The sequence below is a fragment of the Marinifilum breve genome (assembly GCF_003202155.1).
Classification (GTDB): Bacteria; Bacteroidota; Bacteroidia; order Bacteroidales; family Marinifilaceae; genus Marinifilum; species Marinifilum breve.
On the sequence record NZ_QFLI01000015.1, the window covers coordinates 42,844 to 57,398 of the forward strand.

The 14,555-nt window shown below is 35.8% G+C and carries 9 protein-coding genes; 2 read left to right on the forward strand and 7 right to left on the reverse strand.

What is annotated here, in order from left to right:
• Nucleotides 1-87 precede the first annotated feature (87 nt).
• Together DF185_RS22080 and DF185_RS22085 are read left to right on the forward strand one after the other, a co-directional pair.
• A complete protein-coding gene (locus DF185_RS22080) occupies nt 88-921 on the forward strand; it encodes a DUF4328 domain-containing protein (RefSeq protein ID WP_110363781.1) in 834 nt (277 codons plus the stop codon).
• Between the two features lie 8 nt (nt 922-929).
• Nucleotides 930-1,427 carry a hypothetical protein gene (locus DF185_RS22085; RefSeq protein WP_110363783.1) on the forward strand — a complete coding sequence of 166 codons (498 nt, stop codon included), beginning with the start codon at nt 930-932 and terminating at the stop codon, nt 1,425-1,427.
• Between the two features lie 69 nt (nt 1,428-1,496).
• Here the strand turns inward: DF185_RS22085 and DF185_RS22090 are convergent, their stop codons facing one another.
• The 7 genes from DF185_RS22090 to DF185_RS22120 all read right to left on the reverse strand — a co-directional run bounded on the left by DF185_RS22090 (nt 1,497) and on the right by DF185_RS22120 (nt 14,521).
• The gene (locus DF185_RS22090) at nt 1,497-2,918 is read right to left on the reverse strand and encodes a flotillin family protein (protein WP_110363785.1); all 1,422 of its coding nucleotides are present in this window, start codon (nt 2,916-2,918) and stop codon (nt 1,497-1,499) included.
• 42 nt (nt 2,919-2,960) lie between these two features.
• Entirely contained in the window at nt 2,961-3,545 is a 585-nt protein-coding gene (locus DF185_RS22095) for a hypothetical protein (RefSeq protein WP_110363787.1), read from the reverse strand.
• Between the two features lie 183 nt (nt 3,546-3,728).
• Nucleotides 3,729-6,551, reverse strand: coding sequence for a M16 family metallopeptidase (locus tag DF185_RS22100; RefSeq protein WP_165836101.1), 2,823 nt, complete (start codon nt 6,549-6,551; stop codon nt 3,729-3,731).
• A 337-nt stretch (nt 6,552-6,888) separates the two neighbouring features.
• A complete protein-coding gene (locus DF185_RS22105; protein ID WP_207784727.1) occupies nt 6,889-10,170 on the reverse strand; it encodes a S41 family peptidase in 3,282 nt (1,093 codons plus the stop codon).
• 113 nt (nt 10,171-10,283) lie between these two features.
• Complete coding sequence (locus DF185_RS22110) at nt 10,284-12,401, reverse strand: glycoside hydrolase family 97 protein (protein ID WP_110363791.1); 2,118 nt, start codon at nt 12,399-12,401, stop codon at nt 10,284-10,286.
• A 154-nt stretch (nt 12,402-12,555) separates the two neighbouring features.
• The gene (locus DF185_RS22115) at nt 12,556-12,999 is read right to left on the reverse strand and encodes a SusF/SusE family carbohydrate-binding protein (RefSeq protein ID WP_110363793.1); all 444 of its coding nucleotides are present in this window, start codon (nt 12,997-12,999) and stop codon (nt 12,556-12,558) included.
• A 46-nt stretch (nt 13,000-13,045) separates the two neighbouring features.
• Complete coding sequence (locus DF185_RS22120; RefSeq protein WP_165836102.1) at nt 13,046-14,521, reverse strand: RagB/SusD family nutrient uptake outer membrane protein; 1,476 nt, start codon at nt 14,519-14,521, stop codon at nt 13,046-13,048.
• Between the last annotated feature and the right edge of the window lie 34 nt (nt 14,522-14,555).

The window sequence follows — 14,555 nt, forward strand, 5'->3', positions numbered from 1 at the left end:
TTTGTATTCAACATTTGCATTTTTTATTTATTGTTTTGATTTATGATTATTGCTACTTTCACCATATAAAACCTAATAAAAATTTCTATGAAACAAATTGAAACCTGTAAATCATGTAGCAATCGTAAATTTGATTCACAGCAAGGTATTCTATGCTCATTAACAGAAGCAAAACCTTCTTTTGAAGACTTCTGTCCAGATTTTATTCAAGATGAAAAAATTATAAAAAAGGAAGTTGAAATTAGCAAGTACATCCTTCCTAATAAAAAATTGGCGAATACTGTCATGTGGATCATGTGGCTGGTTCTTTCAACTCAATTACTGGGCATGTTATCGCATTACATGCAGTATAACTTATTAACATTAGCTCTAAATGGTGAAACAGTAACAACTCAAATGGCAGAAGATAATGATTTTAGACATACCTGCATCATGGCAATTCATTATTTAGCCTTTATCACATCTGCGATACTATTTGCCATATGGTTTTATAGAGGATACAAGAATTATCATACCAGATTTAAACATCCTTCTTATCAAAAAAGTTGGGCCATTTGGGGATGGATTGTTCCTATTGCCAGTCTTTTTATTCCCTATAAAATTATGAAGGAGATGTATGAAGATTCTAAAAAGAAACTAATTGAGTTCTCGGAAGATTATTCATTTATTAATATGACAAGCTTAATCACGATTTGGTGGACACTTTGGATTCTTGCCAACTTTGTAACCAATATCGTATCTAAATTCTTTGATGACGAAGAAACATTACAAGGTTTAATTGATTACTCGATGGCCGAAATGATATTAGGATTCTTCTTTGTTCCTGCAGCAATTGTAACCTTTAAATTAATAAAAGATTACTCCTTTATTGAGGAAAAACTAACAACACTTGAAGCCGAAATTAAATCACATAATTCTTAAAATTCCAAATGAAAAAAATAGAACTAATTGCCATTATTGCTACGATTGTTGCATTACTTTTAAAACAATTTGAACTACCATATTCTGGTATAATTCTAACTATAAGTCTTAATTTATTGGCTATTTATTATTTCTTGTATTATTTAAGCAGTAATGATCCAATTGCCTATAGAATCAGAAAAGTATTTATAAAAGAAGAGGTTAATAATTCAATTACAGTTAAAATCTGTGGAATGGGTTTACCAATTCTACTAATTTCAATACTTTTTAAATTAATGTCTTATCCTTATGCGACAACCTTATTTTACATTGGGTTGTCAGCATGTTTTCTTAGCTGCTTACTATCCTTTATTGAGTATCACAAGACAAAGGATATATTCGTTCGAAAGATGATGGCAAGAATATTAATTATTGGTAGCATAGGTTTATTATTATTTTTTATTCCAAATGAAATATCAAATGATAACAGTGATCTACAATCAAACAAGAATGAGATAATTAAATAACTCGTTCTAATTAAAAACAAAAAAGGAGCACCAAACGATGCTCCTTTTCACTTCTATCCGATCAACTGCTTATTCCTCTTCTTTGTTTTCTTGTTCAGAAACATCTTCGAAGTCTACAGTCTCATTATTTGCTTCTACTTTTTTGCCAAGATAAGTTGGTAGCTCCATTCCAGCCATTTTGAACAATTCTTCCATTGGAGGAATCGATCCCATCATGCCTTGCATAAAGTTAGCAGTAGATGTTTTACCATCCTTGCCATTGCCATTTTCCCAAACGGTAACCTTATCAATCTTGATGTTCTTGATAGCTTCAACTTGCGTAGATACCAATTCTGGCAACTTATCTGCAATCATTAACATTACAGCATCCTTAGCGTCGCTACCAGCAGCATTTACAATCTTATCAAAACCATCAGCTTGCTTACTCAAAATCTCATAGATCCCTTTCGCTTCCGCTTCCATCTTCATGTAAATAGCATCTGCTTCCCCTTTCGCATGACGACGGGTTTGCTCTGCAATCGCTTCTGCAGCAATCTCAATCTTTTCCTTGTCAATTTGTGCAGGCACAACGATATCTGCAGTCTGCGATGCTTTATCACGAACCGCACGGGCAGCTTCTGCTTTCTGCTCTGCCGAATATGCTTCCTCTAATGCACGTGCTGTAGCAACTTTCTCTGCAGCCGTAGCCAAACGTTCCGCTTCCGCTTCTTTTTCACGTCTATCAGCATCCGAATTGGCAACAGTAATTTTCGCCGTATTCTCCCCTTCAACAGCTGTTGCATCTGCCGCAGCAACCTGAACACGTTGTTCCTGCATTGCGTTGGCCTCACCAATAGAACCATCACGATTCTTCTCAGCTACACTCTTCTTCGCATCATTTATCGCTTTCGCAGCTGCTTCCTTACCCAATGCATCGATATAACCCGATTCATCGTTGATATCCGTAACGTTCACGTTGATCAGTTTCAAACCAATCTTTTTCAATTCCGCCTCAACATTTGATGATACCGCAGCAAGGAACTTATCACGGTTGCTATTGATTTCCTCAATATCCATGGTAGCGACAACCAAACGCAACTGACCAAAGATGATATCCTTTGCCAAATTGCTCACATCTGCCTGCGATAATCCCAGAAGACGCTCAGCAGCATTGGTCATTACACCAGCTTCGGTAGATACCCCAACAGTAAATCTCGAAGGTACGTCAACACGAATGTTCTGCTTACTTAAGGCATTGGTCAGGTTAATTTCAATTGAAATTGGTGTAAGATCAAGAAACGCATAATCTTGAATGATTGGCCATACAAAAGCGGCACCACCATGAATACACTTGGCTGAGCGCGATTCGGCTCCACTACCTTTTCCTACCTTACCATACACAACCAAAACTCGGTCGGATGGACAACGCTTGTACCTTTTAAAGAAGGATACAATCAGGACAAATACGAATATTACTGCAGCAGTAATTAAAAGAACAATATATTCTCCCATAATGATTTTGTTATTTAAATGGTTTTAATGATTATTAATTGATTAACCTATTGGGTATACAACAAGAATTTGATCGTTAAGGATCTCGACAACTTCAACAACAGCACCTGTTTTAATGTCGTTTTCAGCATCGGTAATGGCATCTAAAGTTTGTAGGCCTTGTACTTGAATCTGCACTTTTCCCATGCCTTTTCGGTTACCAGGAATGGTAAGGTATACATTACCAACTTTGCCTATTGCATTGTTCAGATTCAAGGTTCCTTCTTCGGTTAGTTTCCCCATAAAATACATGATAGAAGCCATGATTACCATCATGATTAAACCAGCAATGGTTGCTATAAAAGTTGCCAACCCAGGACCAAATCCCATGTGTAAACAGATTAAGCCTGTCCAACCAAAAATGGTAAAGAATGCAATCAGATTCTTTAGTGTAAGAAACTGAAAATCTATTCCCGTATCTCCAGAAACATCTGCATCTCCATCAGCCGCAACATCGTCTACATCTCCTCCAAGAAAAGTCATTACCATTTGAATGAGAAACAGAACTGAAAATGGTACAGAGATACCCCAGTATATCTTTTCAACGATATCCATGGCACTCCACCAATCAGAAATTTGTAGTATCATAATTATTGATTTTGATTTGATCTAAAATAGTAAGAATTCTTGACCTAACAGTGATTATGCTTAGCTGTTTTTTGCTTTTTAGTTGTATTCTATATTTCACATGTTTTTGACTGATTTTTATCAGATAAAAAAAAGGAGCATCAAACCTGATGCTCCTTCTGGTATTATTGGTAAGAATTGTAATTATTCTTTTGGAGACATTACAACTTCTACTTTTCCTGTTTTGGCAAAGTATTTCTTCGCAAATTTCTCTACATTTTCTTTGGTAATCGAATTAATCATTTTTTCATAATCTTCAAATGATTTAACACTTTCACCATAAGTATAGTAACGATTAATTGCATTAATCCAATAACCGTTCTTACGAAGATTTTCCTGATATTCTTTAATGAAGTTTTTCTTCGTTTCAACCAAATCAACTTCTTTTACTCCGTTTTTAAATAAGCCTTGAATTTCATCGTAAACAATACCTTTCAACTTGTCAGCCTTAGCTGGGTCAGTATCAAAGCGAATCACTAAGTTGTACTCTTCGCGTGGGAATTTAGATACATATCCTCTAACTCCAACACCATATGATCCACCTTCTTTTTCACGAATCACTTCAAGATATCTCTTATTTAATAGACTAGACACAAAGCTCATCATAAGCTTATTCTCTCTTGAATATTTGATATCTCCATGCAAGTCGATATGAATGGTAGTTTTTGGAGTTTCCATCTCTCTTGTGAAATGGTTGTGAGTATCCTTTTTAGGATAATCTACACCATTATCTTTCCAAGTTTCTTCACGATCAATATCTTTGATACTTCCCAAATATGTTTCGATCAATGGCTTCGCTTTTTCAACATCGATATTACCTACAAATACAAAAGTAAAATCACTTGCATCCACGAATCTCTCTTGATAAACTCGCTTCATTGTTCCAAGATCCAAGCTTGCAATCATGTCTGTGTTGAATAAGATTGTTCTTGGATTGTGATCAGTTGTTGTTACCGAAACAGAATCTCTAAAAGCCTTGTTAACATCAGCACCCATATTGGCTACATAAGCCATATATCTACCTTTTAATGCAGTAAATGCTTCTTCATCGAAACGTGGAGCAACAAAATACATGTGTACCAATTGCAACATGGTTTCAAAATCCTTAACAGATGAATTTCCACTAAATCCTTCAGACAATTCACTAATATAAGGTGAAACGCGAACAGATTTTCCTGTTAATAATTTTTGCAAGCTAGTCTGATCAAACTTACCTAAACCGAAATTAGCAATAAATCCACCCGCCATCTCAGCTGAAGCTAAATCTTCCACACCGTATAATGAATTTCCACCTTTACTAAATGCTTGTAAACGAATTTCATTTTCTTTGAAATCAGTCTTCTTCACTACTACTTTTGCTCCATTGGCTAAAGTCCATTCTGTAGCACCAAAACCATTAAGTTCTGCCTCTTTCTTTACCGCTCCTGCTTTTGGCATTTCAGCAATTAAAGGTTCAGTAATTACCTTATCTACATATGGTTTCAATTCTGCGTTTTTTACTTTCTCCATTAAAGCTAATAGTTGCTTTTCTGTTGGCAATTCAACATTTTCTTTTTCAGGAGCTGTAAATGTGATAATGACATTCTCTTTTGTCATCCATTTTTTCGTAAATGCATTTACCTCTTCAGCTGAGATACCTGGCAATAATTTCTTAATTGCTTCGTATTCAAATTCAATTCCCGGAACTGGTTCATTTACCAAAAAGTGACTTTGGTAACCTCTTACCAATCTATCGTTATGTTGCTTATTACGATCTTTGTATTGCTTTTCAATACTGCTCAACATTTCAGTTTTTGCTCTCTCTAATTCTGTCGCAACAACACCATGTCTGTTTGCTCTTTCAATCTCGTTTAAGAATGTTTCAGCTCCTCCAAGTAAATTGTCTTCTTTCAGAGTTACACTGTTGTGATAAACATCCAATTTACGAGCTTTATTGTAATAAGCAGCCCATGCATTAATAAAAGGAGCATTCCCTTTTTGAAGCAATTCATTTAGACGATTTCCTAAAATACTTGAGTGTAAATTCTCAATAAGAGAATTGCGATAGTATTTCATGTTCTTTTCGTTAAAAGGAGTTGCCTTATGCTTGTAAAAAACTTCAAATGAATAACTGCTTACCTCTGGGTCTGTAATAATACCAACAATTGGTTCTTTATTACCTGGAACATCATAATAAATTCGTTCTTTAGGGTTTTCAACTGCAGGAATATGAGCGAACATTTCCTTAATCTTATTTTCAAATTTTTCTGCATCAATATCACCTACAATTACGATAGCTTGTAGGTCTGTACGATACCAGTCATGATAAAAATCACGAATAACCTGATGATCAAAGTTATCAATCACATCCAAGCTACCAATAACATCGCGTTCAGCATACTTAGATCCTTTGTAGATTACTTTACTCTTTTCTAAGTAAGCTCTCATACCACCTGATCGTCTGGTTCTCCACTCTTCGTGAATCACTCCGCGTTCACTGTCAATTTCCTTACCTTCAAGACTTAGGTAATTCGACCAATCATGTAAAACCAATAAAGCTGAATCCAATAGGTTTTCGTTTGAGGTAGGAATATTACTCAAATTGTAAACCGTTTCATCCACATTGGTGTAAGCATTAATGTTACGTCCAAATGCGACACCATATTTTTCAAGGTAATTTAGCACACCTTTACCTGGAAAATGTTCGGTTCCATTAAAAGCCATATGTTCTAGGAAGTGAGCCAATCCGTTCTGGTTGTCATTTTCGAGAATTGCCCCTACATTCTGAACAATATAGAAACTAGCACGATCCTTAGGTTCCTCATTGTGTCGTACGTAATAAGTTAATCCATTCTTTAACTTTCCTGTTCTTACATTTGGATCCATTGGCAGTTTGGAATCCATCTGATTTTGTGCCGTTAACATTCCTGTTCCGGCTAATAGTAAAGTCCCACAAAGGCTAACTTTACCAATAAAATTTTTAATCATTTGATATCTGTTTTGGTGATTTGATTTAATTAACACACCCAACATAAGGGTAAGTCCTTTATAAATTAACGAAAGAAATAGTTATTTAACAATTCCATTTGCAATTTTTAACAATTCGATGGTTTAACTTTTACAATATAAATTCAAATGTAAATTCCCTGCAAAAGCTTCTAGAACATTCACTTTTCTTCAAATAAAGTCGCATTAATTTTCATAAATATCTAGTTGCTGCTAATCTGCAATATAGATACAATCTAAATTACACATCAAAACCTAAATTTGATTATAAAAAAAGGAGCATCAAATGATGCTCCTTTTACAATTATCGATATACTTACTATTTAATATCTTCTTCAATCCACTCCGATCGGTTAGGATCAGCAGGTGGAGTAACTTTTTTCTTAGCTGGCTGGTTTTCTAGTTCTTTTAACAACTCTTCTACCGCTTTTTTAACACAAGGATCAATTCCTTTCGCAACCAAATGTGGTTCATCGTAAACTTCGAAATCAGGATAAACACCCACTCCTTCGATAATCCAATTTTGGTTTTCATCGAAAATACCAAAACGAGGAACTGCAATATAACCGCCATCAACAAGGCCTGCATTACCTGACATACCTACTAATCCTCCCCAGGTGCGGGTCCCAATTAGTTTACCCAATCCTTTTTTACGGAAGAAATATGGGAATGCATCTCCACCTGATGAAGAGTAATGGTTGATCAGCATTGCTTTAGGTCCATCATGAGCCACACCAGGAGTTTTCCACGGTTCCAATCCTCGCAAGTGCCAGTATGATAATACATCTCGATCCAATAAATCTGCCATATGATCAGGAATAAATCCACCACCATTATAGCGATCATCAATAATTAATGCTTCTTTATCGTGATAAGCATACATACCTCTGTGCAATTCACGATTTCCTTCTACAGCAGTGTTTGGAACATGAATGTATCCAATTTTTCCTCCTGATAATTTTTCAACCATTGCTCGACGTTCGTTCACCCAATCCAAGTAAATTAACTCCAATTCACTAGCAATCGGCTTAATAGTGTAAGTTTTAGCTCCTGTTGCATTTGGAATAGAGTTCACTGTAATCTCAACTCTCTTACCAACCATATTCTCAAGATACATGTAAGGATTTACCTTGGTAGTAACATCATGCCCATTAATGCTAATCAGGTACTGCCCTTCTTTTACATTCACACCTTGCTCTGTTAATGGAGAACGACGAGATGGATTCCAGTTTTCACCATCATAGATTTTCGAGATGATGTATCTGTTGTTCTTTAAATCAGCTTTTAATTTAGCTCCCAGCAATCCTGTTTGCACTGATTTTACTTTCTCAAAATCGCCATAGTTCACATAAGCGTGACCAGTATTGGTCTCAGAAATAATTTCACCTAGAATGTAATCCAAATCTGCACGGTGAGCAAGATCTTTCACCATTGGTTCATAATCAGCTTTAATTTTAGCCCAATCAACACCATGGATGTTTTCTACATAGAAATAATCTCTAAAGATTCTCCAACCATCGGTATAGATTTGATTCCACTCCTTAACCGGATCAATCTTCATTTCCATATCATCAAGATCTAATGCTCCAGCCTTTGGTGCTTGACCTTTTGATAAATTTGTAATTCCATAAGTTGAACCAGAACGGTACATGACCTTGTTACCATCTGCTGTCAATTCATAAGAAGATACAGACTTTAAAATTACCTCATCACTTTCTTTCTTTATGATATAATGATGCAAGCTACCATTGGTTCTGTATAAAATTCCGTCTTCAACAGCCTGTAATCCGCTGTAATTTCCTGATGATACAGGGAATGCAACGATGCGATTGTTAATGCCATCCAAATCAATTTTCACCTTCAGTTTCTGGTCTTTTGCAGCATCACCTTTGGCTTTTTTCTTTGACTTTGAAGGTTCTTCTTTCAGCTCTTCCTTATATTCCTCTACATCATTTTTTAGAGGGAATAATTTGGGGCCATCAGCTTTTAAAGCCATTGCATAAATGCGAGTTGCATTATTATACAGGTAATTGAACTCAAAGCTTGAAAAATCAAGGTTAAAATCTCTATTCGATAGGAAATACATGAAGTTTCCATCTTTAGAGAATACTGGAGAAGAATCACCAAATGTATCGTTAGTTAAAGCATGTTTCTTACCTGTTGAAACTTGGTAAACCCAAATTGCACCTTGTCCGTTAGAGCTGTCTTTAACGTAAGTAATCCAATCAGAATCTGGTGAAACAGAAAAATCTCTAATTTCATTTCTTTCAGCTTGATCGATCACTTTTAAAGCTCCTGTTTCAACATTCACCAACTTCAATTTTAAGCTGCGATCGAAGAAAACCATGTATTTGCTATCTGGAGTCCATTTTGGTTGATACATCCAAGAAGAAGACCCTTTGGTAATTTGTTTTGCCTTAGCTCCCTTCTTGTTTTCCAGCAAATAGATTTCATATTCTCCAGTAGCATCAGAATAATAAGAAATGTATTTTCCGTTTGGCGACCATGTTGGAGACATTTCTCTAACACCTTGTGTTTGCGTTAAATTAATGGTTGATCCATTTTTAGCTGGAACAGAGAAAATATCACCACGAGCATCAAACAAAGCACGCTTTCCTGAAGGAGAAACAGCCCAATTCTCAATAAAACCTTTCACATTTTTATAGAATGGCAATGTGTTTGGATTGTCAAAATTGATATTTACAATTACTCGTTCCTCTTTTCCAGTTTCCAGATTTAACTTGTAAATATGTCCTCCATTTTCATAAGCAATTTGTCCATTCTCACCCGATGGCCACATCACATCAAAGTTTTTGTGATGTGTCATTTGAGTCAAGTTTTTGCTCTCTACATCATACTTATAAATGTTCAATTTTAAATCACGATCAGAAGCAAAATAGATGGAATTCTTGTACCATGAAGGAATTTGATCGGAACCAACGAATTTCGTAATTCTTTCCGATTGATCATTCTCTAAATCATAAATCCAAAGATCAGCTGCACGTCCTCCTTTATATCTCTTCCAAGTACGGAATTCTCTACTAATTGGAGCAAAACACATTTTAGTAGCATCAGGTGAGAATACACCAAATCCACCTTCCGGGATTTGAAGCTCCTCTTCCATTCCACCATCTATACCTACTTTAAAGTATTTACCATTTCTTTCACCAAAAGCAGTACGATTCATACGAACTAAGATGGATTTACTATCAGGCGTCCAGTCTAGAACAACATTATCGAACCCACCACGAGGAGGCATTAATCCCACAGAGTTGTAGTAAGTCAATTGTTTTGGAGTTCCACCCGTTGCAGGCATTACATATACCTGACGACTTCCAGAATATTCACCCGAAAAGGCAATCCACTTACCATCCGGAGAAATTTTTGGGAACAATTCCATTCCCATATGAGAAGTTAAACGTTTTGCATCGCCTCCATTTGAATCAACTGTCCAAATATCGCCAGCATATACAAATGCGATTAAATTGTTATTAATATCAGGATATCGCAATAAACGAACATCCTCTTTTGCATGAGCACTTCCAACAATGCTCATAAGAACGGTGAATAATACACCAATTCTTAATCTGATTTTTAGCATGTTACTAGTATTTGTGAATTAAGGATCTCAATTTTAAAATTGATGTAGTGAAACTACAAAAAAAGTGGCATCCTTCTAGAAGAATGCCACTTAAAATATTGTTAAAGTATCAACTACTTCATTTCAATCAAACTAACTGCAGCTCCACCACCTGCAGCTAATTTTAGATTTAATTCAGAATTGTTATCTACTTCCATTTTTTCAATCTTGTATTCAGTAGGATTTTTATCCCAATGTGCATTATCTCCATCTAGGTATAGAGTAGCCATGTATTTCTTACCTGCTGGCAAGAAGTCTAGTGCTACTTTCATATCACGAGCATTTTCGTCGGTAATTGCACCTAAAAACCAGTTATTTGATTCACGATCTTGACGAGCAATGGTAACAAAGTCACCAATCTCACCATTCAATACTTTTGTTTGTTCCCAATTTACAGCAACATCACGGATAAATTGAAAAGCATCGTTTCCTTTATAACTCTCAATCAAGTCAGGCACCATCTGAATTGGACTATTGATTACAACGTACAATGCCAATTGATGAGCCAAGGTTGTGTTTACCTGGTTATTCTTCTTATATGGTTCCAATTTGATATTGAAAATACCCGGAGTGTAATCAATAGGACCAGATAACATACGTGTAAATGCAACGATCGGCAAATGTTCTGCAGGATTTCCTCCATCAGAAGACCACGCATTAAACTCTTGTCCACGAAGCCCTTCTCTTGCAATTGCATTCGGGTAAGTACGACGTAATCCTGTCGCTTTAATTGGTTCGTGAGCATTAATAGCAATCTTGTTCTCTGCTCCTTTAACCAAAGCTCTTCTGTAGTGGTTCACCATCCATTGTCCGTGATGGAATTCTCCTTTAGGAATTAATTTACCCACATAACCAGTTTTCACTGAATGAATTCCCAATGAGTTCATTAAATGATATGCTGAATCCATCTGCTGGTCGTAAGTACGTGGTGCAGCCGATGTTTCATGATGCATGATTAGCTCAACACCTTTTGATTTTCCATAACGAACAACTTCAGCTAAATCGTAATCAGGATAAGGAGTTACGAAATCAAAAACACCTTCACGATCTTCAAAACCAATCCAATGTTCCCATCCGGTATTCCAACCTTCAACCAAAATACCACCTAAATTATTTTCTGATGCAAAATCAATTAATTCTTTTGCATACTCTGTAGTAGCACCATGACGACCATGCGGTTTTAAACCTGTTGCTGAATTCATATCTTGAGTAGCACCATAGTCCCATGTTCTGGTTCCCAAGTGCATATCCCACCAGATACCTACATACTTCATTGGCTTAAAGTAGTCTACCTTACCAATTTTATTTGGTTCATTCAAATTTACAATCAAATCTGATTCAATTAAATCCCCCGCTTTATCAGCAATTTGAATGGTTCTCCAAGGTGTATTAAATGGTACACTACGCTTTACTTTGTAATCATTATTCAATGAACCAACCAAGCAGGATTCCCACATCATGTCTTTCTTGTTTACTTTTAGGGTCATTCCAGAGTAATCTGTCAAATTTGCTTCGTGGAAACTTAGATAAATGCCTTCATCCGTTTTCATTGTAACCGGTGTGTTCACCGCATTATTTGGAATAGATGTTTGCGCTAAACTTGCATGATTTCTCAATTTTGTAGCATCAATTTCCGAGAACATTGTGGTATGGTACAAATGCTCGTAAATATCCCAATCACCAGGAATCCACCATGTTTTATGGTCTCCAGCCAAATTAAATTGAGTATTTTCCTCTGTAATCAATACCTCATTCATCGCGTCTTGTTCAGGGAATTCATAACGAAATCCTAAACCATCGTTATACACTTTGAAAATGATATTCATTTTTCTGTTTGGAGCTTGTTGTTCCTCCAAACTTAGTTTTAATTGATTAAACTGATCAATTACAACTCGTTTCTCCCCCCATTGCATTTCCCAGCTTGAATCGCTAGATGAACTTTCAGAATCTACAATTTTCCAACCTTTTTCAATGGCTGGCATGTTCTTCAAGTCAAATCCCATTGATGAAGGTTCAATTATGGGCTTACCATTAAACGAAACCTGGTAAGTAGCCTGACCTTCTACCATACTCACTTCAACACCAATTTTACCATCTGGTGATGATACCTTGGTTGTCATTTTCCCATTGGTACATGATGCAAAAATCATCAAGCAACCAATTAACAAACTTTGAATTGATCTAAAATTCATAACAGAATGATACATTAATAAAATTGAAAAAAATCCAGATGATTATATCTCACCGGAATATAAATTTAGGATGTTCGCCTCAAAAAGACGAACATCCCGAACTAAATTTCTAATTTATCTCACCTAAGGCTAATTCGGTGAAATTTCTTAACTCCTAATTCAGTTTTTCAATATGAATAGAAATAGGTGGTTTTGTATTTAAACGAATTTGATAATTACCCGTTGTTTCAGCAGTAATTTCCCATTTTTTATCAGGATTTCCTCCTACTACCAATTCAACAGCATTACTATTAATATCCTGATGATTTTCGACAGGCATAAAAAAGTCACATCCCCAGTCACCTACTTTTGTTGGAATTTTAAACTCTCCAGGTTTCAATTCACCTTCCCAGATAAAAACAAATGGGTCTTTCGAATCAACAATCATTGGAGTTGGGTTTCCAATATCCCAACCCGCAGGAACAGAGCTCCCCACTAACCAAAGAGCCGTGTAATCTGGTTCATAAAACTCAATTACTTCAGGATTATCAATATCCTTATCACATGCTGAAAATAAGATTGTCAGAATGCTTATGATTAGATATATATTTTTCTTCATGATCTACTATTTTTTAGGACAAAATTGCTTCTAATACAACATTTGATTAATTCAAGTTAGGGTTACTATCAATTGCCCATTGAGGTATTGGAAACAAATGATTTGCTTCAGTGTCAGTTGATTTCTCCCACCAAGACTCTGTAAATTTTCCAAAGCGGATCAAATCCTGACGACGATGTGCCTCACACCACATTTCTCTACCTCTTTCATCCAATAGATTATCTAGTGTAATATCAGCGTCATCCCAAGCTGTAGCACCTGCAGCAGTTCTAATATCATTAATTTCAGTTTTTGCAATTGCCAGATTACCTCTTGTTTTTCTTAACTGACATTCTGCTTTCATTAACTTGAAATCAGCCAAACGGAAAATTGGTAAATCATTACTTAAGTTATCTTTTACGCCGCTTTTAATTTCAAACTTAACCATTCTTGCTCCAGAAAATCTGATTTGAGCTGATGTAAATGAAGCATCCATTCTAAGAGCAGGAACTTCTTTTGTGAATACTACAGGAGCATTTCCAGCATCTGTATCAAACAATTGCTCGCCTGATGAAGAAAACTGCTGCCCTAACAATAATCCTGCTTTACGAGTATCATTGTCTTCAAAGAAGTCTACCAATCTTTCCTGCGCACAGAACCCATTCCAGAATGTTGTTCTTGCATTAAAAGTTGCAGTATTTGTGTAATGCAAAGTTCTTCTGTGCAGAATAAATCCTTGGTAATTATCTTCATCGTAAGGTACAGTAAAGATATTTTCAGGAGAATTTTGGTTCTCTGTTACAAATGCACCCAATCTATTTGACTCCAAACTATATGGACCAGCAATAATTAAATCACAATAGTTTTCACACTCTTCCCACATTGGGGTACCTGTAAATACTTCCGCATTTAAATACAATTTTGCTAATAATGCATAAGCTGTGTATTGATTTACAGAACTTGTTGAAGATCCTTCCAAATCATCAATAACGCTCTCGATATCAGCAATAATATTATTAAACACTGTTGCTCTACTTACTTTTTCAGGAGTTTCAGGAGCATCAGCAAAACTTGTTACATATGGTACATCGCCATAATTGTCTATCAACAAATAGTAATAATATGCACGAAGTACTTTCATTTGAGCAACTGCATTCTTTGATGTTTCTGCATCTCCTAAATATTCAATTGCCTTATTACATTCGGTAACTCCGTTATAGAAATTACGCCACATATTATTTACATATTCATGGTTATTATCCCAGCTGTGAGTATGAAGTGCTCTCCACTTTCCACCATCATCCCAATCGGAACCACGTGTAGGTGCAACAATTAAATCTGAAGTGATTTCCTGAGCAAACCACCAACCACCATCTATATGTGATTGTAATTGGGAGTATGCATTATTTGTGATTAACTGTGCCTGAATTTCATTCTCAGGATATTCTTCTGCCAATAGTTCACTATATACCTCATCACTTAAATCTGTGCACGAAGCGAACATTCCAATAATGGCAAGAAGTCCAAATATTTTAATTTTCATCTGCTTATAATTTTCATTCATTTGCCAGATGTAA